Consider the following 24536-nt stretch of genomic DNA (forward strand, 5'->3'; position numbering starts at 1 on the left):
CAAAGATAAAAATATGCTGTACAACACCTGTATACCCTTTTGAGAATATAGTGCACCTTTTCCGTTGTTGTGCAGGGTAGCTTTGTCATCAGAAATAAAAACAACACATATTTATTTAATAATTTGAAAATGGATATTGCAAAACGATTTCATCAAAACCCATTGTTGAAACCCTCCGACCTACAATCAGGAATAGAAGGTATGGAAATCACCTGTTTTCTGAATCCCGGCGTGTTCCGTTTCGACGGAAAAATTTGGTTATTACTGCGAGTGGCCGAACGGCCTGTGCAGAAACAGGGAGTTATTAGTTTTCCCGTATATAATAAAGATGGAAAAATAGAAGTGCTCTCTTTCGATGAGAATGACCCGAAACTGGATGCTTCTGATCCTCGTGTGATAGGATATGCAGGGCAGAATTATCTGACTACTATGTCTTATCTCCGACTGGTGTCGAGTGAAGACGGAATTCACTTCAAGGAAGAACCGGATTATCCTCCTATTTTTGGTAAAGGAGCATTAGAGGCTTTTGGCATTGAAGATTGCCGGGTGGCCACTACTGCCGATGGTTATTATCTTACGTTTACGGAAGTCTCTTCTGTAGCTGTTGGTGTAGGGCTGATTCATACTTATGACTGGAAAAACTATGCTCGTTATGGCATGATTTTCCCTCCTCATAATAAAGATTGCGCGCTGTTTGAAGAGAAAGTGAACGGAAAATATCTTGCACTGCATCGTCCGAGTAGCCCAGAGTTGGGTGGCAACTATATTTGGCTTGCCGAATCACCCGACCGGCTGCATTGGGGCAACCACTGTTGCATTGCAACTACCCGTCCTGATAGTTGGGACTGTGCCCGCGTGGGTGCAGGAGCGGCACCTATTCGTACAGAGGAAGGGTGGTTGGAAATTTATCATGGTGCGGACTATCAAAACCGTTATTGTCTGGGAGCTCTTCTACTTGATTTAAATGATCCTTCAAAGGTAATTGCCCGAAGTAAAGAACCTATCATGGAGCCTGTTGCTCCTTACGAACAAACCGGATTTTTCGGGAATGTAGTTTTCACCAACGGACATTTGGTAGAGGGAGATAAGATAAGGCTTTATTATGGTGCCAGTGATGAAGTAATCTGTGGGGCGGAGTTGTCTATTGCAGAGATTCTCTGTTCATTAAAGTCGTAATATAAATAAGATAGATAATGAATAAACTAAAAAGAGAGTATCAGTTCTTCAAACAGCAAACTTCTAATGTACGGGTCTTGCTGATGACTAATCTTCTTTATGCGCTGGTGCTTCCTGTAGTTGAGATTTTCGTGGGCGCTTATGTGATGCGCCATACCAGTGAACCGGTTTCGGTGGCTTTTTATCAGCTTTTCATATACATTGGTATCATCACTACCTCATTTGTGAATGGTTTCTTGTTGCGACATGTGAGTGTGAAGATTCTGTATGCAGGAGGGATATTAGTTAGTGGATTGTCGATGTTTGCCATGATGTTGGTAAAGTCATTAGGCTTTGTGGAATTGAGTATAGCCGGATTTGTACTTGGAGCTGCATCGGGCTTCTTCTGGACCAATCGCTATCTGCTGACTCTGAATAACACGACAGATGATAGTCGTAACTACTTCTTCGGGCTGGAGTCTTTTTTCTTTTCCATTACTTCGATTACTGTACCTTTATTGATTGGAGCATTTATCAGTCAGATAGATGGCAGAGAAATAATGGGATGCCTGATTGATATTAATGGAGCCTATCGGTTGGTGACGGTTGGAGTAATCATAGTGACTTTGTTTGCTGTAGCCGTTTTATGGCGTGGTAAGTTCGCCAATCCGGTGCAGAAGAATTTTCTGTATTTCCGGTTTTGCACACTTTGGAAAAAAATGTTGTTGCTGGCTTCCCTGAAAGGAATGGTACAGGGATTTCTGGTGACTGCTCCTGCTATTCTGGTTCTGAAGTTAGTAGGTGATGAAGATGTACTGGGTTTAATACAGGGAATCAGTGGTACACTGACAGCTGTTTTGGTTTATGTATTGGGACGAATAACCAAACCTGAAGACCGATCGAAAGTATTTATAGCCGGGCTACTTGTCTTTTTTATCGGTACTCTGTTCAACGGAATCTTGTTTTCAGTCACCGGAGTGATTATCTTTGTCCTCTGTAAGGTGATCTTTCAGCCATTGTTTGACTTACCTTATTACCCTATTATGATGCAAACCATCGATGCAGTAGTAAAAATCGAAAAAAGAAATGAATATACCTATATTTTAAGCCATGAGTTCGGACTATTTCTGGGACGTGCTTTTGGACTAATACTTTTTATGGTACTCGCATTTGTCATATCACAGGATTTTGCATTGAAGTATGCATTGATCCTGGTGGGAGCTTTGCAGTTGATTGCCTATCCATTAGCCCGGAACATCATCAGACAGAATCAAGCTATTCGCTAATATTTCAAAATCGTTAAATCGTCGTTGCAAACGAATGAATTATTATGTTGTACAGCACCTATATACTCTTTTGAGAATATAGTACACTCTATTTTTTGCGGGGTACGATAGTTTTGCCGGCAGAAAAACGATGAACGACCGATTTGGGAAAACTAAAAAAACGACGTATGATAAAACTAAAATCTGTAATCTATTTAATCAGTATGATGACACTAGCCGGATGCTCCGGACAAAAACAGGCATCCGTAGCTGTCGAAGAACAGAGCGGACAATGGATACTCGGCCCTTTTGTCCGCCCGGAAGGGGTGAATCCGGTGATTTCCCCGCAACCGACTACTTTCCAATGCCCGATGCGCAAGCAGCCGGTAAGATGGGAAGAGAGTGACACTTTCAATCCGGCGGCAACCGTCAAGGACGGGAAGATTGTGGTACTCTACCGCGCGGAAGACAACTCGGCGCAAGGCATCGGAAAGAGGACATCCCGCATTGGCTATGCGGAAAGTACGGACGGAGTGACGATGAGCCAAGCGGACGCACCGGTACTCTTTCCTTCCGAAGACGATTTTAAAGAAATAGAATGGGAAGGTGGTTGCGAAGACCCGCGTGTGGCAATGACGGAAGACGGATTGTACGTCATGCTTTATACAGCCTGGAACCGCAATCTTCCCCGCTTGGCGGTGGCTACTTCCAGAGACTTGAAAAACTGGACGAAACACGGACTCGCTTTTGCGAAAGCGTACAACGGGCGTTTTGCCAATATAGCAAGCAAATCGGCTTCTATTGTCACCGGAGTGAAAGACGGCAGACTGGTCATTGAGAAAGTGGCTGGCAAATACTTTATGTACTGGGGAGAGAATGCGGTATGTGCCGCAACTTCCGATAACCTGACCGACTGGGCTCCGGTACTGAACGAAAACAACGAACTAAGGGAGATAGCCAAACCCCGCAACGGATATTTCGACAGCCGCCTGACTGAGTGCGGGCCGCCGGCTATCAAGACAGTGAACGGTATTGTATTATTATACAATGGCAAGAACGGATACAAGGAAGAAAGGGACTCGGCATACCCCGCAGGCGCTTATTGTGCAGGGCAGTTCCTGTTTGACTCCAACGACCCTTATAAAGTACTCGACCGCCTGGATAAACCCTTCTTTGTGCCCGAAGCCGCTTTTGAAAAGAGCGGTCAATACAAGGACGGAACAGTGTTTATCGAAGGGCTGGCTTACTTTAAAAACAAATTATATCTCTATTATGGCTGTGCCGATTCGCAGGTTGCAGTAGCGATATGTGATGATAATATAGATTCGAAACTTAAAACACATAACTAATTTAATCTATGAAACATGTTTGTAAAATGAACACGGTTGTCTTAAAGTCGTTCAATGACCGGCTGAAGATAGCTACTGTTTCAGCTTTAATGGCAGGGACTTTCCTGTGTGTACCGTTTACGGTATATGCGGAAAGCCCTTCGGTATCGGGTATCGAACAGACCGTTCGGAATATCACGGTGAAAGGTGTGGTTGTTGATGCCGGCGGAGAACCGGTTATCGGGGCTTCGGTGCAACTGAAAGGTGCTGCCGGTGTGGGGACGATTACCGATGTGGACGGTAAGTTTACCTTGCCGGTTCCCGCTAATGGAGTGTTACAGATTTCCTATATCGGATACAAAACAGCAGAAGTGCGGGTGAACGGACAAGCCGGACTGAAAGTAACTTTGCAGGAAGATACCGAGACACTGGACGAGGTAGTGGTGGTAGGTTACGGTATTCAGAAAAAAGCTTCCGTGACCGGTTCGGTAGCTGCCATCTCTTCGGACAAGTTGATGGAAGTAAAAGCTCCCAGTGTGACGAATATGCTCGCCGGACGTTTGCCGGGTTTGCGTGCCGTACAGCGTAGCGGTAGCCCCGGTGATGATGGAGCTTCCGTCGATATTCGCGGATATGGAAGCATGCTGGTGATTGTAGACGGTATCGAGCGTGATTATACACAGCTCGACCCGAATGATATCGAGTCCATCTCTATCCTGAAAGATGCCGCCGCAGCGGTCTACGGTTTTAAAGGTTCAAACGGTGTTCTGCTGGTTACTACCAAGAAAGGGACGGAACAGAAGGTAAAGATAGAATATAACGGCTATGTAGGCTTTCAGAAAGTGACCCGCTATCCGGAGATGATGAATGCTTATGAGTATGCCTCTCTTTACAATGAAGCGATTCACAATGCCAACCCGTGGCGCGGAGCTTCCGCTTACTCGCAAGAACAACTGGAAGCTTACCGGAATGGTACGGCAGGTACGGACTGGTGGAGTGAGACGATGCGTAGCACCGCTCCCCAGACTTCACATAACTTGAGCCTGACAGGCGGTACGGAGAAAGTGAAATATTACATGTCTATCGGATATATGGACCAGGGCGGTATCATCCGTTCGGGCGACTGGAATTACCAACGTTACAACGTCCGTTCCAACCTGAGCGTGGAAGTGGCTAAGGGACTGAACGTGGAACTGCGTTTGAGCGGGCGCTTCGACAACCGCAAAAAGCCTTACAATGGCGATAACCTGTTCCGTTCGGCACAAATGGCCATCCCGACTTACTCCATGTATGCCAATGATAACCCGGATTATTGGGGAGCCGTAGGAGATATGGCGAATCCCGTGCATGTTTCCGATTCGGACGACAGTGGTTATGAAGACCGCCTGCGTCGCGAATTTAACAGCTCGTTGGCTATCACCTGGCAACTTCCCTGGGTGAAAGGACTGATGGCAAAAGCATTGGTTGCCTACGACTATACGAACAAGGAATGGAAAACGTGGCGGAAAGACCTCTCGGAATATACGTATGATTATGCGAATGAAGAGTATATAGAGAAAGTGGTTAATACCGCGCATCTGGAATCGAAACTGGAAAACTATGACAAACCGACCTATCAGTTCTCTATGAATTACAACAATACGTTTGCTAAAAAGCATAATATCGGTGCCATGCTCGTATGGGAAATGTATAATGACAAGAAGAACTGGGTGACCGGGACACGTGACTTTGCAATCGGGCTGATTCCTGACCTGGACTATGGGGATAAGACGAACCAGGAAGCTTCCGGTAAGACACAGGAAACAGCTCATGCCGGCTTGGTGGGACGTCTGAACTATGATTTCTCTAACCGTTATCTGGTGGAATTCAATTTCCGCTATGACGGAACCTATAAATTCCGTGCAGGTAATCGTTGGGGATTCTTTCCGGGTGTTTCATTGGGATGGCGTGTTTCCGAAGAAGCTTTTTTCAAGAAACTGTTGCCCGATATGGATAATCTGAAAATCCGTGCTTCGTACGCCAAAGTGGGAGATGAAGGAGATTTCGACGCGTTCCAGTATCTGGATGGATATACGTCTCACGGAAGCTATATCATGGGCAGCAACGGAGTGACTTCGGGCATGACTACGGTAGGTATGGCAAACCCGTGGCTGACCTGGTATGAATCGAAGATAATGAACATCGGCTTTGAGGCGTCTTACCACAGGGGACTGATTTCTGTGGAGTTCGACTGGTTCCGCAGAAACCGTTCCGGTCTGCCTGCCACCCGTGTAGGCTCATTGCCTACTATCTTCGGAGAATCAATGCCGCAGGAGAACCTGAATTCTGATATTAACACCGGATTCGAGATTGTAGTCGGGCATAAGAACCGGATTGGCAATTTCAATTATAATGTGTCGGCCAACTTCTCTACTACCCGGATTAAGTATGATTATGTGGAGCGGGCGGCTTCCACCAATATGTATGACGATTGGCGTAATAACACCAACGGGCGTTACAAGGATATCCGCTGGGGAAAGAAAGTAATCGGGCAGTTTACTTCTTTCGAGGAAATTTTGAACTCACCGGTTCAGGATAAGGACGGTAACCGTTCGCTGATGCCGGGTGATTTGAAATTCGAAGACTACAATGGCGACGGTATTATCGATGATAACGATACGCAACCCCTCGGACACGGTGCCACTCCTCGTATGTACTACGGGCTGAATATGTCCGGAGAATACAAAGGGTTCGACCTGACTGTCTTCTTCCAGGGAGCTGCCGGACACGATATTTATGTTAGCGGGGATATTCTCGACCCGTTTATCCAGCAAGGTTTGGGTAATGGGCTGGCTATCATGACCGACCGCTGGCACCGGGAAGACCCGACCGACCCTTATAGCAAATGGATTCCGGGATATATGCCTGCCGCACGCGTGGCAGGTGTCGCCGATAACCGTTCCAGTAACTCGTGGTCATTGCACAACGCAAGTTACCTGCGCCTGAAAACCTTGGAACTGGGATACACGCTTCCTAAAGTCTTGACAAAAAAGGCGGCTATCGACCGGGTGCGTTTCTATATCAATTGCAATAACCTGCTGACTTTCACCAAGCGTGACGGACTGATGAAGAACGTCGACCCCGAAAGCAATTCCAGTGGAATACGCTATTATCCGCAGATGAAGACGTATAACTTTGGCGTAAATGTAACCTTCTAAAACCAGTAAAGACAATGAATAGGAATTATCTGAAATATATATTGATAGGCGGGGCATCCATCTTCGTATGGACGGGATGCGATGATTATCTGAACCGTGAGAGTACCAGCGGTGTTAACACACCGGATTTGATTTGGCAAAATCCGAAAGCAATCACAGCCGTATTGGCGGATATGTATGACTCGGGACTGAAACTGGATGAGTTTGATGACTGGTATGGAAGCAAGAAAGCGAACCTGGCGAATCAGACCAGCCTCTCGGATGAGGCTACCGCCAGTTATCAGAAGGAGAGCGCATTCGACAAGTCGAACTCTACTTATTCTTATGGCGACTATGTATTCAACGACGACATGGTGACCCGCTACAAGCAAATCCGTATTGTGAATAACTTCCTGCTGAATATTGAGAAAACTTCCGTATTGAGTGAGGATGAGAAAGAAGAACTCGGTGCAGAAGCCCGCTTCATCCGTGCTATGCAGTACTTTGGACTGGTGAAACGTTATGGGGGCGTTCCTTTGCAGACTGTTCCGCAAGAATATACCGCAGGAAATACGGAAGCTCTTTACCAGGCTCGTGATACGGAAGCCGCGACCTATGATTTCATTATCAATGAATGTAAAGCTATCTATGAATCATTGCCGGAAGTACGCAGCAGTGATGCCAAATACCGCGCAAATCGTGGAACGGTGCTTGCCTTGTGGTCACGTGCCGCACTGTATGCCGGTACTATCGCTAAGTATTCCAAAACGCTGACTCTGACAGGCGAGGCTGTTTCCAAAGGATATGTGTATATTCCCGAGACAGAAGCGGAACGTTACTTTGACGAATGTTACACTGCTTCATCGAAGATTCTGGATGAAATGGTTCCCCGTGTGTATAGCTTGTATAAATCGACCGGTACGGAAGCGGAAGAGCTGGCGCAGAACTTTTACAATCTCTTTTCCAAAGCAGTGAATGGGGATAACGGAGAATATATTTTCCAGAAACAGTATAATGTGGCTGCCGGTAAAGGGCATATGTGGGATAAGCTGAATGTTCCTTTCTCTTATCGTGGCGACGGTTGGGGATGCGGCATGTCACCGGTACTGGAAATGGTAGAGGAATTTGAATATATTGACGGTACGGAAGGGAAGCTGAAGATGAAAGACAGCGGTGGAAAAGCTATCAGCTATGATAGCCCGTATGACATCTTTAAGAATAAAGACCCTCGCTTATTAGGTTCGGTTTACCTGCCCGGTGCTGATTATAAAGGATACGGCGGCGGTAAAATCGAATGGATACGCGGTGTCATCAACGGACAGGATGGGATAGGAACCAAGTATGAAGCTTCCGCCCAACCGGATAAGGAGAACAAGGTCGTAATAGACGGACAGACTTATAATACTTCGGGAAAAGACGGTGGCTCGTTAAGTGTAGGCGACGCCAGCAAGACGGGTTTCTATCAGCGTAAATTCCTGGATGAAAGTCTGACGGACTATACGGACATCGACGCAAAACGTTCTTCTACTCCCTGGGTGGTTTTCCGTCTGGCAGAAATCTATCTGAATCGTGCAGAGGCTTGCATGGAATTGAATCAGCACCTAGACGTGGCATTGAAAGATATCAATGAGATTCGCGGCAGGGCAGGCATCAAACTATTGACTGCCGGTAACCTGACGCTGGATAAAGTGCGCCATGAACGGAAAGTGGAACTTGCTTTTGAGAAGCATCGTTACTGGGATTTGAAACGTTGGCGCCTGGCTCATCTGGATGTAAGCAAAGGTGGTTTGACCAATTTCCGCGGCACGGCTCTCTGTCCGTATTACAATGTCAAGAGCGGCAAGTACACCTTTGAAACCGGTGTGCCCGAAAAGAGAAAGCGTCTTTTCCTTGAAAAGAACTACTATACGGTGTTCCGTGCCGAGGACTTGAGTACGAATCCGTTGATGGTACAGAATCCGGGTTACGGTAATTGATACGTCCAATTGTAAGTTTAAAGAAGAAACGATATGAATAAAATAATAAACATAGGATTGACTGCATTATTCGCCTGTTTCGTGGCGGCATGCGAAAATGACATCGATAATTATGATGCACCGAACGGTGGCGTGTATGGCACTATCTATGATAAGGAAACGAATGAACCGGTTCCTATGCCTGTGCCGGGAAGTAGCGGTGTGATGATGAGTTTGTACGAGCAGAATACGGGGGCTACCGCCTCTGTTGATTTCCGTGCCCGCCAGGATGGAACGTTTGAGCATACGAAGGTGTTCAATGGCAGCTATCGTATTCAGGCAAAGGATGGCCCTTTTGTCGGGGTATGTGAGGGATATGTCACCGTAAACGGACAAACGCAGGTTGATTTGTACACAATCCCGTTCTCGCGTATTAGCCTTGATGTGTCTGTATCGGCAGATAATAAGTTGACACTGACCTATGATGCGAAAACATCGAACGAGACATTGCAACTGACGGATGTTTCCGTTATATGGAATTATGCTCCGGGAGTGGATGTGAACAATGCAAACCATGCCACCCTCTCTTCACTGGGGACAAAGGCCAGTGGCACGCACGTCATCGACCTGATGAGTGATACTGAATTTATAGAGAATCATTATAAGATTGTTTCCAACAAGAATAGGGTGTATGTACGTGTTGCGGCTACGGTGACAGCAGAAAGCAAACCGTATGTGAATTACAGCCGGGTAGTGGAAGTAATTGTGAATGATATAAGATAAACGATAAAAAAGAAGGTAACAATGAAATATAAATTCTATTTATTACTGCTACTGTTGGCGGGCGGTTTGTTTGCCGGTTGCAGTTCGGACGATGACGGTGTGACCCCGCCGGACGAAAAGGACGGGGTATTGGTAAAAGTCATGTCTTACAATATATATAGCGGGCAGAAAGCTTATTCCGGGAAAAAGGGAATGGAAGCGATTGCCCAAGTGATTAAAAAGATAAATCCGGACTTGGCAGGTTTGCAGGAGTTTGAGACGAAGACTAACAAGGTGGAGAAAGCGGATATTATCGCCCTGATGAAAGAAGTGACCGGAATGCCTTATGCTTTCTTTGTCAAAACCCGTGATGTGGACGGCGGCGAGTATGGAAACCTGATTCTCTCGAAATATCCGATAAGTGATGAAGTGAATTATGATTTGCCGAGAATAGAGACAGTGGAAGATGTCTACCCGCGTTCGATGGGCGTAGTGAAAACAGAAAAAGATGGAAAGGATTTCTATTTCGGAGTGACGCACCTGTCTCATGTGGGCAACGAAACTAACCGTATCAACCAGACTACAACGATTATCGAAAAGACAAAGGGCTTGGATGAGCCAATGATATTGACTGGTGATTTCAATGCTTTAGCCGACTCCGGCCCGATGAAGATATTGTATGAACGTTTTGAAATCGGTTGCTTGAACGGGAACTATGGACTGACAACGGGAACGCCCGTTCCGGTGAAAGCGATTGATTTCGTATTGTACACTCCGGATGAAGGAATGTCTCCGAAAGCCTATGATGTGCATTATGATGCTTATGTAGAATCAGACCACTTTCCGGTGGTAGCTACGTTTAGTATAAACGATTAACCTAAAAAGACAGAAACATGAAAACATTGATACTTCATTTGAAACGGTTTTCTATCTATTCCCTGATGTTTGCGTCAGTCGGTTTTGCCGCTTGCGAGGATGAGAACCGGCAGGATATGACGCCTGAAATAGGTGAGGGCGAGGCCACTCCCAAAATCACTATGTACACACCGACAGCCGGTGGGAAGTCTACAAGCCTGACTTTATACGGTACGCATTTCGGCACGGATTTGGATAATATCCGCGTGACAGTCAACGGGGTGGACGCCGAAGTGACGGGTGCGTTGGGGAATATTATTACTGCCAATGTACAGAGAGGTTCCGGCTCCGGTCCGGTGAAAGTGTATATCGGTCAGGGAGAAGCTGCGCAAGAACTGACATATAAAACGGAGTTTGAGTATTCTCAGTCTCCTATTGTAAGTACTTATATCGGCAGTTATGTTCCTTCCGCAAAAACGGAGAAGAAAGAGGGGGCCCTCATGGAAGCGGTTCTTTGGAAACCGGGTTCTATCGCTTTCGATAAGGAAGGTGCTTTGTATATCGTGGAAGATGATGACCGTGATATCCGTATCGCGAAAAATAATCAGGTCGCTACTTTCTTACGCGGAGATGGAACCGGTGGAACTGTATTCAGAATGATGAATATCGCTTTCTCATCGGATGGCAATACTTTATTCTTGTCCAATGATGCCAACGCTTCGGGCAATGCGCATATTGCAACAATGCCATGGAGCAATGATACGCATCAGTATGATGCTGCTAATCTGTCTGCAATATGGTCAGTCACTCCCTCTTTGGGAAATGGAGTTACTAATGTAGGTGTGCATCCTGTCACGGGAGAGGTTTTCTCCGTAGCTCATGGAAATGCCATGATTTACAAATATGACCCGGAGCAGAATACGATGGTGGCAACCGGTGTGCAACTTCCCGATGCAGAAGATAAAAATGCGGCGAAAGTAAAAATCCGCTGTATTCTTTTTGACAAGGCAGGAACTACCGTGTATATGAGTTCACAGGAAAAAGATGTGATTTATAAAGGGGATTACGACATGTTGACAGGCGAATTCTCTAATCTCCATATTTGGGTAGGGCAGTATGAGAAAGCAGGTTTTACAGAAGGTCAGGGAAATGAAGCCAAACTGGAAGAGCCTTGCCAGATGGATTTGGATGAAGAGGGAAATATTTATGTAGCAGTCCGCAAAAAGCATCGTATAGCGAAAATCACCCCTGACGGCATGTTGACAAATTACACAGGTACGGGCACTTCCGGTACGACGGACGGTCCGTTGGATAAAGCGCAATTCAACCATCCGGAAGGTGTACAGTTCGGTCCGGACGGAGCATTGTATATTTCAGATTATTGGAATCATAAGATTCGTAAGATAGAAAAGGATTAATTTTGTATCAGGTAGAAAAGATTGTTTTTCAGGATAACATTCACTTATTAATTGGTCGTATATGAATTTTAGAATATGCATTTCATTGTTTCTATTGTGTTGTTTGTTACAACCCTCAACGGCACAGAAACCTGTGACAAAACCGAAAGAGGTCACAGTAAAAGCTATGACTTACAACACGTATAGCGGTCGTAAACAAGGAATTGATAAGATAGCCGAAGTCATTAAAAAAGAGAACCCGGATATCGTTTCACTCCAGGAAATAGAAAGAAACACGGAGATTAACCCTTGGGATACTCCGAAAAAACTGTCGGAACTGACGGGGATGAAATATTATTATTTTGCCCATGCGCTCGATATTCCGACTGGCGGAGATTACGGAAATGTGATTCTTTCCAAATATCCGGTTTCCGAGGAAAAGAGTTTTAAGTTGAGTGTACTGAAAGAAGGCGATTATGTCCGTTCTTTCGGCTATGTGAAAGTTGCGAAGGAAGGCAAAGAATTCTATTTCGCTACGACACATCTGGACCATAAATACGAAGATGCTGCCCGTCTGAAACAGGTTGATGAAATTCTTGCGTGTGTGGAGCAACTGGATAAACCTGTTATCTTGGGGGGAGATTTGAATTCCCGCCGTGGTTCTGCTACCATGGCTGCTTTTCAAAAGTATTTCACCGTAAATTGTTTGAGTGATGGTGCTCCATGGACAGTACCCGTTCCAAGTCCGGCTTACGCATGTGACTGGTTGATTTATGCGCCAAACGAGGCTTTTACGGTGAAGGCGTATAATGTTTGTTATTGGGCGGATAAGGAATCAGACCATTATCCGGTAGTGGCTACTTATCTTATCAAATAAGAGGGTGTTCTGACATGCTTATGATTCTTTTTATATAAACCGAATTCTTGTAAAGCAGCATTATTCTTTTTGTTCTTGATGAACCTTTCGATAAGCAGTAGGAGACATCCCGAAATACTCCTTGAAGCTTTTCCCGAAATAGTTCAATGAACTGAAACCTAGCTGAAAACTAATATCGCTAATGTTGTATTCTTCATTTTTCCGAAGCATTTTAGCGGCAGTTTTCAGCTTTATATTTTGGATAAAGGAATGAGGGGATTCACCTGTAACCTTCTTCATTTTTAGGAATAACTTTGTCCGGCTCAGCCCTAACTCAGCACATAGCAGTGTGACGTTAATATCTCCGCTTCCTTTTTCCAGTCTGGTTTGTACAATTCTTATTATCTGGTCGATAAAATCTTGGTCGAGTTTGTTATCAGTCAGTTGTTCCGCACTGCTGTTTTCTAATGCTCTGTATCGTTCTTGTAATTTTCGTCTGTTATTTAGTAGGTTAATACATTTGGCGATTAGGATTCTGATATTAAAAGGTTTAGTGATATAATCATCAGCCCCGCAATTCAGACCTTTAATATTATGTTCCACACTGCTTAGTGCAGTGAGCAGGATGACCGGTATGTGACTGGTATCAAAGTGAGATTTTATTCTTGCGCAGAGATTTATGCCGGAAATACCGGGCATCATGACGTCTGATAAAATAAGATCCGGTGAGTTTAACTGTGCAATCTTAAATGCCTCTTCACCATTCTTGGCCTCAAAGATTTCAAAAATAGGTTCAAATATCTCTATAAGCAGTTTCCGCAATTCATCATCATCTTCAACGATAAGCAAGGTAGATGAATGGTCGAAGTCCTTTTTTTGCTGTGCGATGAAATCTTCCAGGTTTTCTTTTTCGCTTTCTATGCTTATAGCGTTGTTGATAATTTCCTTGTTCCCTTCATCTTCTATAATAGTGACATTTTTGTCTTCCTTGAAGTGCTCCTTGCCGACGGGTAGTTCAACGATGAACGAACTTCCTTTGTGTTCTTCACTTTCCACTGTTATTTGTCCGTGATGGGCTTTTACGATGTTGAGTGACAGCGATAATCCTATGCCGGTTCCGGTATTGGATAATTCTCTGTTTACGGAGTTATTCACCTGGAAGAAACGTTCAAAGATTCGTCCGGTCATATCTTTGGGGATTCCGATGCCGGAATCGGTGAAAGTTATAATTACAGAAGAATCCGATGAGGTTATTTTTATCTCGACCGTTCCGTTTTCCGGAGTGAACTTGAAAGCATTCGACAGGATATTATTGAATACCTTTTGTAGCTGAACTTCGTCAAACCACGCGTACCGGCTCTTTTGGTCGAACACAAAATTGAAATGTATATTCTTTAATTCGGCATAACTGACGAAAGAATCATATATCTCTTGTGTGAATAGCACTATATCCTGCTGCTTGATTCTTAATGAGAAATTCTCCTTGTTGTATTTCAGGAAATCGAGAAGTTCGTTTATCAAAGCTCCCATTTTGGCAGCCCTGTTGTGTACTTCACGCAAACTATTCTGAATGGTTGGCAATGAATAATTGGACATAAGGATAAGCTCCAGTTGCCCGGATATCAGCGCAATAGGTGTTTTTAACTCATGTGATATGTTCCCGAGAAAACGCATCTTGGATTCGTTTATCGCATCTTTTTGCAGTTTGTCCCGTCTTTCAAGTTCCAGTGAGTTTCTTAGCAATAACTTGGAACGGTAGAAATAGGCGATGCTGACGATGACGGATAATATCAGTAATGTATATAAGAGATAAGCGTACCAGGTGGCATAAACCGGGGGGATAATCGTAATCCCGAGACTGATTTCATTAAGTTCGGCTTCATCCTTAAAAGAGATGTTTCTTACTTTTAACTTATAATCTCCATAAGGTAAGTTCATGTAGTTGATTGATTTCTGGGGATGAAGTTCAATCCAGGTATGGCTATACCCATCCAGTTTATATTGATATTTGGACTGTCCGAGATTAACGAAGTCATTGGTTCCGATTTCGACGGATATGTTATTTTCGTGATGTTTCAGTTTGATGTGGTCCGTTGCGAAAAGAGATTGGGGTAATATCCGTGAAGAATCGTTTGCCGCTACTTCCTTGTTGTTAACGAATAGTTTGGAGAAAAACATCTTAGTAGGCAGACTTTCCGGAAACAGGTTACTTTCGGAAATTATAGCAAGACCGTTTATTCCCCCCATGACGATGCGGTTATCACTGGTTTTCATAATGTCGCCCGGAATCATTGACGGAAGGACGAACTTGTTCTGCGATTTATAATTGTAGCTTCTCTTTGTGTTGAGGTCGATATAGGACAAGCCGTTTGCGCTGGTGACTAGAAGCTGGTGGTCGGATAAGGGATAAACAGCACTCAGATAATCGCTGTCGAGATTACTATTCTTGCTGTTTATCTGTTCGAGCCTGTCCTGAGCCGGATAATAAATAAGAATACCTGCGCCTAATGTTGTAGCTATGATACGATTGTCGTTGTCTTGGATAAGAGATGTTATGGTATTCTTTGAAGAAGCGGTGATTTGGGCTAGATATTTGTCGAGGCTACGTACATAGTTTTGTTTGATGCTGTAGTAACACAGATTATTTCCCCCAATCCACAGGTTGTCCTGGTTGTCTATCATCAATGAATTTACGGCATAGATGTATTTGTCTAGAAGAGATATTTTCTTGATGCTGTAATCTTCCAGATTCATATAATATACACCTGAGAGCGTACCCAGATATAAGATATTTTTGTGGCGGATGATAGCTTGAACGATTTCTGAGCGTTTTGTGTGGTCGGACGGATCAATAGTGAAATGTTTGAATTCTTTTTTGTCAATTGAGTAGCTGCAAAGTCCGCCGAGATGAGTTCCTATCCATATGGTATTGGACGCATCATCATAATACAGAGTCTTGACATTATTGTGAGATATTGTATGATTCTCTTTCGTGTAATATGCATAGTCATTGGTTGCGGGCAGGTAAGACACCAGGCCGCCCCCTTCTGTGCTTATCCATAGACGCCCTGTCCTGTCTTCTATAATTTTGCTGATTACAGGCCCGATTCCGGCGTGTCCCAGTTTCAGATTATTGTATTCGAAAATGTCGGTGTGCGGATTGTAGTAGTCCAGCCCACCGTAGTAAGTGCCGAACCACATCGTGCCTTGGTCGTCCTTCATTATAATCCAGACAGAGAGGTTACTCAATCCCGCACTGCCTTCTTTCTCCAGACCATAAAAACTGATATCACCTGTTTTCGGGTTTATGACGTTCAATCCCAACATGGTTCCTACCCAGATATTTCCATTGTTATCTTCGCATACTGTCCTTACATAGTTACTGGCTAAGGTAGGTTCCGTATATTGGACGATATCTCCCGACGGAGTTAATTTGAATAACCCCTCATTCAGAGTGCCCACCCAGATGTTGTTCCGGCTGTCTTCGTTTATTGATATAATTTCGCTGCGGGTGGTCAGTACTTTCTGCTGCCTGCCTGATGGGTCGATGGAAAATACACCGTCATGTTTGGTTCCGATATATAGCATTTTGTCAGATGCTTCTTTCAATGACGAAATACTCAGGTTATTACTGTCAATTTTGTATTTGGCCTGGCATATTCCTTCCTTATAATTATAGACACTGTCCAGTAAACCGATCCATAGAGAGTTGATGCCGTAGTTGAAAGCGATGGACGGCAATATCTGTGTGTTCGGCTGGCTGAATATGATACGGCTTTCCTCTTTTATCAGGTCATATTCAATGATGCTGTAATCCGTATTGACGTATAAATGCCCTTTCTTGTCTCCACAAATTGTCGGAACAAGGTTGGACTGTATCCAGTTATTTATTCCCATGAAGTTGACAGACTCGATATAATTTCCGTTATACTTCTTCACGCCGTCTTTAGTTCCGATCCACAAGACACCGGACTCATCCTGATAAAGTCCGTTGATGGTTATCTGGGGAAACATTGAATTAAGTGACAAATGCTGAAAGTTTACCGTTTCGGACGCAACGGCGGATGAAATGCACGCAACCAGCATAAATATAATAGCAACCAGTCTGTTATGTTCAGCCATATATTAAAAGCGTTAATTAAGTTTCTATTGTTTTTGGAACTTCCTATATTTAGTTTTGAAATTCATCTTAGGGATTTATATAGTGGGGGACTATTTATTATACATCTTATATCTGATGGCAGGTTCGATAATTACAAATGTATCGTTATTTTTTGAGATAATGAAACAAAAAGCGGTTTGTAACAGGGATATGAACAAAATTGTAGAACCTTTGGTACTTTTTTATCCAATACTGCTTCCCGTAATCTCCTACTTTTGCTCTTGTTGTCAAGCGAAAGCCTTTGGATGAATCTTTTAATTTTTAATATACCCCAAATTATAAGCAAAGAAAATATGAAAAATTATGTGGTGATATGCCTGCTCTCATTTATGGTATCAGGATGTGTAACAACTCCGGAACCTTCTATGGAACACGTTGTCGATTATGCCTTGAATCGGGCGGTAGAACAATATAAGCATATGTACGCTGTCATGGATTCTATTCCGGAGATGTTACCCCGTTCGGTGGATAAAAACGGGGGGCTTGAAACCTCGGACTCTTATTTCTGGACGAGCGGCTTTTATCCCGGAACTCTTTGGTACTTATATGAATATACCGGAGACGAGCAACTAAAGGACATGGCTTCCAGGATGAGTGACAGAGTGGAGATTCAGAAGTATAATAAGGACAATCATGATGTCGGCTTTATGATTAACTGTTCTTTCGGGAATAAATACCGGTTATTGGGTGATACTTCCTGTATTGATATAATTACTACGACCGCCCGGTCGTTATCTACGCGCTATCGTTCAGCCGTAGGATGCACGCGTTCATGGAGTCATCCGGGAACTTTGCATTGGCAGTTTCCCGTAATCATTGATAATATGATGAATCTTGAACTGCTCTGCCGTGCGACAGAGTTCTCAGGTGACAAGAGTTTCTACGATATGGCAATCTCTCATGCTGACAAAACAATGGCGAATCATTTCAGACCGGATTATAGCTGCTATCATGTGGTGAACTATGACACGATAAGTGGAAATGCACTCCAGAAATGTACATGGCAAGGATACGCTGATGAGTCGGTATGGAGCAGGGGACAATCCTGGGCATTATACGGATATACGATGATGTATAGGGAGACGAAACAACCACGCTATCTGGAACAAGCCAGGCATATCGCCCGGTTCCTGATTAACCACCCGAAGATGCCGCAGGATAAGATTCCTTACTGGGACTTTGACGACCCTGGCGTTCCGAATGTCTTGAGAGATGCTTCGGCTGCTGCTATCATGGCGTCTGCCTTGTTGGAGTTGTCGGGCTATGTGGACAAAGCAACCGGGCAAGACTATATCGCTGTTGCTGAAACACAACTTAAAACGTTGGCTTCGGACGAATATCTGGCAAAGCCGGGAGAGAATGCTAATTTTATACTTAAACATAGTGTAGGTTTCTTACCTCAAAACAGTGAAGTAGATGTACCCTTGACTTATGCCGATTATTATTTTGTGGAAGCACTAATGAGATACAGGGCTATGTGTTTGAAAGAATAGAGTTCTTAATTAAAATCATTACTATATGAAAAACAAGTTGATGAAGATGCAGTTTCTATTGTTACTGACGACCGTCGTTGTAGTGCAATCTTTTGCCCAAAGCAATTCTATAAAGATAAACAAGGAACATCCCCGCCTGATTTTATCGAATGCGGATATTGATTTAATGCGTGGAAATGCCCTTTCCGGTATTGAGCCTTGGAAAACAGCTTGGGAGAATCTGAAAAATGAGATCGATGGTTATGCGGATGAAAAATGGAAAACGAAAGTTTATCGGGGGGATGTCAGCATGTCATTTTATAATGCTGCAATACGTGATGGATCAGCGGCTCGTGATTTAGCGATTGGTTATCAGATAACCAAGGATAGGCGTTATGCAGGCAAGGCTATTAGAATCATTGATGAATGGTCCTCACCTAAGGATGTGGCAGGCGCTTATTTTGATCCCGATAAATCCTATCCTAATACCGGAATGTTAGTATCCCGCGGAATATTTGCTTTTTTGTATGCTTATGATTTGCTTTGTGCGGACAATCTGATTGATAAAGATAAGCAAAAGCAATTTAAAGACTGGCTTAGAATATTACTTCCTCATATAAAGGAGGGAGCCAGACGATGGCATGAGAACGACTATTTTGGAAAACAGTACTATCAGAATCACATTGTTGCAGAAGTGGTAGGTCTTATGTCTATCGGTATCATTCTGCGCGACAATGAGCTGGTGAACTATGCATACGATGGAAAAAATAATCCGCGTAATGCAAAGAATGTGATTGAAGGCATGATTCTGATGAATGGACAACCCCCTTACGTTGGTGAGCCAGGTAGTTGGGCCACTCATGATGGAGAAATAATGGACAGGTACAGGCATTTCGTTCTGACTCACCACGGATATACCACAAAACCGAACAGGGCATTGCAATATGTCGGATTATCAACCAATTTGATGATGATAACAGCAGAAATGGGGCGACTGAACGGATTCGACCTTTATAATTACGTAGCACCAGCAGGTGAGAATATTAAGCTTCCTCTGTTATTTTATGCCGATTTCTATATTACAAAAGATGCTTCTATAAAAGGAGGGTTTTATGAGGGGGAGGATTCCTGGATTAATCATAATGACCAGGCTGTTTTCACTTTATGGGAAGTGGCACATGCGCGTTATCCTGAAGAGAAAATCTTTAATGAGGTTTTACGTAAAAATGAACGTGCTTCTCGAAAACTACATTTGTTAGGGCCGGTATTGCTTACTCACGGGCGTTGTATTGAATAAAATTATCTTTAATAATCAATATCTATGAAACAGAAAGACATCAGTAAACGAATATGTTCATTTTATATGATTATATTCATGCTCATGATACCTATATATGGTATTTGGGCGCAGTCACCATTGAATATAAGCGGGAAAGTGGTGGATGGAAACAACGAGCCCATGATTGGAGCTACGGTTCGGATTAAAGGACAACAGACTGGTACTATCACTGATATGGACGGTTTGTTCTCCATAAGGGCTCAAGAGAAAGATGTACTCCTATTTTCGTATATAGGATATGCCCGACAGGAAATGGAAGCATCAAAGGCTAATGGTGCAACCATTATTTTGACAGAAGACGGCAAGGCATTGGAGGAAGTTGTGGTGGTGGGCTACGCCACCCAAAAAAAGGTGAATCTAACTGGTTCGGTATCTACTGTGAATCTGATAGAACAGGCCGAAAGCCGTCCGATGACAAGCCTATCGACCGGTTTGGCAGGATTGAGCTCCGGATTATATGTCAATCAGGGTTCGGCCCGTCCTAATAATGATGGAGCAACATTGCTTGTCAGGGGGCAGGGAACACTGAACAACTCTTCTCCGCTCGTTATAATTGATGGGGCGGAAGGCAATATCAACGAAGTCAATCCGCAGGATGTGGAATCTATTTCCGTGTTGAAAGACGCTTCCTCATCAGCTATTTACGGTTCAAGGGCAGCTAATGGAGTTATTCTTATAACTACCAAGAAAGGTTCGGAGGGTAAGGCATCTATTTCTTACAATGGATATGTTTCATTTCAAAAGCCTTCTAATACAATTAAGACTGTGAATAACTATGCGGATTATATGGAATATTACAATGAGGCGGCATATAATGTTGACCCCACTGCAATGCCTGTATATTCGGAACGGAAAATAGCAGAATGGCGTGTACATCCCAATGAGCCTTATCTATATCCAAACACAAATTGGGCAGATGAAATATTCTCAACCGGGGTATCTACTAACCATAATTTGTCATTCTCGGTTGGAAACCGGAAGTTGAAAGCTTTCGGTTCTGTTGCCTACCTGAACAATCCGGGTATTGTGGAGAATTCGGCCTATGAGAGATTTTCAGCCCGTCTTAATGTGAATGCAGAATTGAAACCTTGGATAACGTTAGGTATGAATATCAGCGGGCTCAAGTCGGATGCTGAGATGGGGTCTAAATATATGAGTTCATTATTTGACAAGATAGCTAATCCGGGTATTGTTTATCGTCATCCCGACGGCAGGTATGGGGCTGTTGAAAATCCGGAAGAGAACCAGCAGGTGCAGAGCCCTCTTTATCATTTGAACATGTATCAGGGAAATATAGAAGTTAATAATATCACTTCCCGGTTTTGGGGAAATATAAAAGTTTTCAAAGGGTTAAATATAGAAGCATCCTATACCTACCGTCGCAATAACACACAAGAAGAAGAAACCCCTGATTATGCTGACCGTTGGAGTTTTCAGACTAATACGATAACGCAACTGGCTGCTGGCAAAACGTATGTGAGGAATAAGAACTGGACAAACACGCATCATGTGGCGGATGTAGTTGCGCGTTTTCAAAAAACATTCTTTGACAAGCTGGATGTAGGAGTGTTGGCAGGCGCCAGTCAGGAGAAAGACAATGTGAAATGGTTTGAAGCTAAGCGCTACGATCTTCTTGCTGATAACCTCTCTGTAATAAATGGTGCTACCGGTGATTCGGAGACTAGCGGGGCGGCAACCGATTGGGTGATGCGTTCTTATTTTGGGCGAATCAATTTGTCATGGGCGGATAAATATCTATTCGAAGGAAACATACGTCGCGACGGCTCTTCCCGTTTCCATAAGAATCACCGATGGGGGACATTCCCTTCATTCTCTTTAGGTTGGCGCATATCAGAGGAGAATTTCCTGAAGTCTGTCAAGTGGATCAATATGATGAAGTTGAGATTTTCGTGGGGAGCGTTGGGTAATAATGCTGTAGATAATTATGAATACCAGTCTGTATACAACAAGGATAATTATATCTTGGGAAATGCTGTCATGCAAGGATTGGCGCAAACACAACTGGCCAATGCGATGGTGTCTTGGGAAACGACCTATGTTACTAATATCGGGCTTGATTTCAATCTCTTCGGTTCGAAACTGGATGGAACGATTGATGTCTTCAATAAAGATACTCGTGATATTCTTATCGACCTTCCGGCACCGTTACTTGTCGGGAATGCGTCCATTCCTACACAAAATGCTGCGAGAGTCAGAAACAAAGGTATCGAGATGAACTTGAAGTGGAATCATAAGATTGGAAAGGTCGATTATTTTGTGGGAGGTAATTTTACCTTCATAGACAATGAAGTGACGCGTTTCAAGGGAGAAGAAAGGTCGATAACGGGAACGAACATGATTCAGGAAGGATATCCTATCAATATCCAATATGTGCTGGCTGTTGACCGTATTCTTCAAACAGATGAAGATATGTTATTTGTCGAGAAGATGATTAAGGATGCGCCTATTGATCCTGCTACCGGGCAACGTGTCAATCCGTTCGCCTCGTATGGAACTCCGCAAAAAGGAGACTTCTTATATAAGGATATCAATGGTGACGGAATCATCGATGACAATGATAAATATGCGGTAGGACATGGCCTCGCTCCCCGCTTCACCTATGGATTCTCATTCGGAGCAGAGTGGAATGGATTCGATTTTGCCTGTTTGTTTCAGGGCAATGCCGGGATAAAAAGATATTGGCAAGATAAGTTCTATAGAGGATGTATTGATTACGGAAGTGTGATAAACAAAGAAATCGCCGAAGGTGCTTGGAGGGAAGGGAGAACCGATGCCAAATATCCGAGATTACTTACGAACTTGGATACAAAGAATACTCAGCCGAGCGATTTTTGGGTGCATAATAAATCGTATTTGCGTTTGAAGAATGTTCAGGTTGGTTATAAACTTCCGAAGAAACTCCTTCAGAGGCTGGATATATCACAGCTTCGCATATATACGAGCTTGGAGAATATGCTGACGTTTACTTCTTACAAAGGTATCGATCCGGAAATAAACGGAACAACTTATCCGACGATGAAACAAATGACGGTGGGTGTAAATGTGGTATTTTAAAAAACTATTATTATGAAAACAACAAAATATATTGTTGCAGCATTTTCCCTGATATTGGGGTTGAGCAGCTGTTATGATTTGGATGTGGCTCCCTACGATAAAGTGGCTCAAGGCAACTATTGGAAAACCGAGGCTGATGCCAAGTCGGGAGTGATGGGAGTATATGCCCAGTTAAAGAATAATGGGGCATATGGATATATGCCGTTATTTGATACTTATTCTGATATTGCTCAGGGGCCTGGCGGCCCGGTTGAGCAAGGGACTTATAACGGTGCCTATGATTTTCTTGTGCAAAACTGGCAAGATACATATGATGGTATTCAACGTGCCAATACGGTTATCAAGAATGTGTCGGGCATGGCAATTGACGAGACGGTAAAGAATCGTATTCTAGGTGAAGCCCGTTTCTTGAGGGCATTGTATTATTTCCATCTGGCAGACTTTTTCGGGGGAGTACCTGTTTACGATGAAAGTTGGGAAGTTTCCGAGTCATTCAATGAAATGTTGTTGCCTCGTAGTTCCAGAGAAGAAGTATGGGCGTTTATCATTAAAGACCTGACATTTGCCGTAACGAATCTTCCTCTCAAATGGGATGCGTCTGATTATGGCAGGGCAACAAAAGGCGCGGCTTATGCTTTGCGTGGAAAGACATATCTGTATATGAAGGATTGGAAGAAGGCGATAGAAGATTTTGAGGAGATTGTTTATAATAAAACCAATCAGTATGGTTATAAATTGTATCCGGATTATTCAGCCCTGTTCACTTCGGCAGGACCGGTTCCGAATGATAATGAAACTATATTTGCCATTCAGAATAAGGGTACTACTGATAATTTGTATGGAATGGCATTGTGCACTTTATATGGAACCCGTGGTTCTTATGGAGGAGGTCGGGCCACCTGTATGCCATCTGTAACATTGGCAGATATATATGAGGAGAAGGATGGTCAGCCGTTCGATTGGAATAATCATATCCCGGGATATAATGAGAATGATGCAGTGAAGAAAAAGGCTTTTCTGGCCACGTTGAACTCCTCGAAGCAAAAACTGGAAACCATACCGGATACGGCATTATTAGGTAATATCTATAGGGGTAGGGATCCGAGAATGATGCAATCCCTGATAGTTCCGTATTCTTATTATAATGGCTATATTGTAGGAACGGGAGCTAAGAGACAGTTGTATGCCATTGCAGCAGGAACAACCGTAGCTAATGGTTTTATACAGAATGACAGGGGATGGAATGTTTATTTTTACCGTAAGTTTGTTCCTATTGAAGACATGGGAGGAGCAATTACGAATCGTAATCATACTCCTATTAATTTCCCCGTCATTCGTTTCGCAGATGTATTGTTAATGTTGGCAGAGGCTTATAATGAGGATAATCAACTGGAAAAGGCTATCGTTGAATTGAATAAGGTACGAAACAGACAGTCTACCAAAATGCCGGGGCTGAATAGTGGTCCGGCATGGTTACAAGTAACCGAAAAGGAAGAAATGTTCGAACGTATTATGAAGGAACGTGCGGTAGAACTTATCGGTGAAGGGCATCGCTTCAGTGACTTGAGGCGTTGGGGGCTAGCTGTGCAATACTTGAACAATCGGCAAGAGAAAGATTTTACTGGAGAAGTTCGTTTCACACGCAAGTTTACCGACAGGGATTATTTATGGCCTATCCCCAGTGAAGAGATTCAACGAAATCCGGCTTTGAAACCGAATAATCCGGGTTGGTGAATTTA

14 protein-coding genes are annotated in these 24536 nt (G+C 43.7%); 13 read left to right on the forward strand and 1 reads right to left on the reverse strand.

Going from position 1 to position 24536, the window contains the following annotated elements; translation table 11 throughout:
* Positions 1-129: 129 nt before the first annotated feature.
* The 9 genes from KTR06_RS05095 to KTR06_RS05135 all read left to right on the forward strand — a co-directional run bounded on the left by KTR06_RS05095 (position 130) and on the right by KTR06_RS05135 (position 12770).
* A complete protein-coding gene (locus tag KTR06_RS05095; RefSeq protein ID WP_117809037.1) occupies positions 130-1176 on the forward strand; it encodes a glycoside hydrolase family 130 protein in 1047 nt (348 codons plus the stop codon).
* Between the two features lie 17 nt (positions 1177-1193).
* Positions 1194-2441: an MFS transporter gene (locus tag KTR06_RS05100; RefSeq protein WP_117809036.1), complete on the forward strand. Its 1248-nt coding sequence runs from the start codon at positions 1194-1196 to the stop codon at positions 2439-2441.
* Positions 2442-2608: 167 nt separating this feature from the next.
* Complete coding sequence (locus KTR06_RS05105; protein WP_182019479.1) at positions 2609-3769, forward strand: glycoside hydrolase family 130 protein; 1161 nt, start codon at positions 2609-2611, stop codon at positions 3767-3769.
* 8 nt (positions 3770-3777) lie between these two features.
* Positions 3778-6945, forward strand: coding sequence for a TonB-dependent receptor (locus tag KTR06_RS05110; RefSeq protein ID WP_120067730.1), 3168 nt, complete (start codon positions 3778-3780; stop codon positions 6943-6945).
* A gap of 14 nt (positions 6946-6959) precedes the next feature.
* The gene (locus KTR06_RS05115) at positions 6960-8900 is read left to right on the forward strand and encodes a RagB/SusD family nutrient uptake outer membrane protein (RefSeq protein WP_117809034.1); all 1941 of its coding nucleotides are present in this window, start codon (positions 6960-6962) and stop codon (positions 8898-8900) included.
* A 33-nt stretch (positions 8901-8933) separates the two neighbouring features.
* Positions 8934-9662: a DUF3823 domain-containing protein gene (locus KTR06_RS05120; protein ID WP_117809033.1), complete on the forward strand. Its 729-nt coding sequence runs from the start codon at positions 8934-8936 to the stop codon at positions 9660-9662.
* A 21-nt stretch (positions 9663-9683) separates the two neighbouring features.
* The gene (locus tag KTR06_RS05125; RefSeq protein WP_120067733.1) at positions 9684-10517 is read left to right on the forward strand and encodes an endonuclease/exonuclease/phosphatase family protein; all 834 of its coding nucleotides are present in this window, start codon (positions 9684-9686) and stop codon (positions 10515-10517) included.
* A gap of 17 nt (positions 10518-10534) precedes the next feature.
* Entirely contained in the window at positions 10535-11914 is a 1380-nt protein-coding gene (locus tag KTR06_RS05130) for an SMP-30/gluconolactonase/LRE family protein (RefSeq protein WP_117809031.1), read from the forward strand.
* Positions 11915-12047: 133 nt separating this feature from the next.
* Positions 12048-12770: an endonuclease/exonuclease/phosphatase family protein gene (locus tag KTR06_RS05135; protein WP_371745212.1), complete on the forward strand. Its 723-nt coding sequence runs from the start codon at positions 12048-12050 to the stop codon at positions 12768-12770.
* Positions 12771-12830: 60 nt separating this feature from the next.
* On the opposite strand, the gene KTR06_RS05140 is transcribed toward KTR06_RS05135, so the two are convergent.
* On the reverse strand, positions 12831-16871 hold the full coding sequence (locus tag KTR06_RS05140; protein ID WP_243636458.1) for a two-component regulator propeller domain-containing protein: 4041 nt from the start codon (positions 16869-16871) through the stop codon (positions 12831-12833).
* 333 nt (positions 16872-17204) lie between these two features.
* Between KTR06_RS05140 and KTR06_RS05145 the strand changes: the two genes are divergently transcribed.
* The 4 genes from KTR06_RS05145 to KTR06_RS05160 are packed head-to-tail and all read left to right on the forward strand — an operon-like array spanning position 17205 to position 24531.
* Positions 17205-18404, forward strand: coding sequence for a glycoside hydrolase family 88 protein (locus tag KTR06_RS05145; RefSeq protein ID WP_120067738.1), 1200 nt, complete (start codon positions 17205-17207; stop codon positions 18402-18404).
* Positions 18405-18429: 25 nt separating this feature from the next.
* A complete protein-coding gene (locus KTR06_RS05150; RefSeq protein WP_120067741.1) occupies positions 18430-19680 on the forward strand; it encodes an alginate lyase family protein in 1251 nt (416 codons plus the stop codon).
* 24 nt (positions 19681-19704) lie between these two features.
* The gene (locus tag KTR06_RS05155) at positions 19705-22797 is read left to right on the forward strand and encodes a TonB-dependent receptor (RefSeq protein WP_120067743.1); all 3093 of its coding nucleotides are present in this window, start codon (positions 19705-19707) and stop codon (positions 22795-22797) included.
* A gap of 12 nt (positions 22798-22809) precedes the next feature.
* Positions 22810-24531, forward strand: coding sequence for a RagB/SusD family nutrient uptake outer membrane protein (locus KTR06_RS05160; RefSeq protein WP_117809025.1), 1722 nt, complete (start codon positions 22810-22812; stop codon positions 24529-24531).
* Positions 24532-24536: the final 5 nt, after the last annotated feature.

The sequence above is a fragment of the Bacteroides sp. MSK.20.12 genome (assembly GCF_019052435.1).
GTDB classification, from domain to species: Bacteria; Bacteroidota; Bacteroidia; order Bacteroidales; family Bacteroidaceae; genus Bacteroides; species Bacteroides xylanisolvens.

Coding starts and splice junctions, on each gene's coding strand:
- KTR06_RS05095 (WP_117809037.1), top strand. CDS start 130: ATGGATATTGCAAAACGATTTCATCAAAACCCATTGTTGAAACCCTCC.
- KTR06_RS05100 (WP_117809036.1), top strand. CDS start 1,194: ATGAATAAACTAAAAAGAGAGTATCAGTTCTTCAAACAGCAAACTTCT.
- KTR06_RS05105 (WP_182019479.1), top strand. CDS start 2,609: ATGATAAAACTAAAATCTGTAATCTATTTAATCAGTATGATGACACTA.
- KTR06_RS05110 (WP_120067730.1), top strand. CDS start 3,778: ATGAAACATGTTTGTAAAATGAACACGGTTGTCTTAAAGTCGTTCAAT.
- KTR06_RS05115 (WP_117809034.1), top strand. CDS start 6,960: ATGAATAGGAATTATCTGAAATATATATTGATAGGCGGGGCATCCATC.
- KTR06_RS05120 (WP_117809033.1), top strand. CDS start 8,934: ATGAATAAAATAATAAACATAGGATTGACTGCATTATTCGCCTGTTTC.
- KTR06_RS05125 (WP_120067733.1), top strand. CDS start 9,684: ATGAAATATAAATTCTATTTATTACTGCTACTGTTGGCGGGCGGTTTG.
- KTR06_RS05130 (WP_117809031.1), top strand. CDS start 10,535: ATGAAAACATTGATACTTCATTTGAAACGGTTTTCTATCTATTCCCTG.
- KTR06_RS05140 (WP_243636458.1), bottom strand. CDS start 16,871: ATGGCTGAACATAACAGACTGGTTGCTATTATATTTATGCTGGTTGCG.
- KTR06_RS05145 (WP_120067738.1), top strand. CDS start 17,205: ATGAAAAATTATGTGGTGATATGCCTGCTCTCATTTATGGTATCAGGA.
- KTR06_RS05150 (WP_120067741.1), top strand. CDS start 18,430: ATGAAAAACAAGTTGATGAAGATGCAGTTTCTATTGTTACTGACGACC.
- KTR06_RS05155 (WP_120067743.1), top strand. CDS start 19,705: ATGAAACAGAAAGACATCAGTAAACGAATATGTTCATTTTATATGATT.
- KTR06_RS05160 (WP_117809025.1), top strand. CDS start 22,810: ATGAAAACAACAAAATATATTGTTGCAGCATTTTCCCTGATATTGGGG.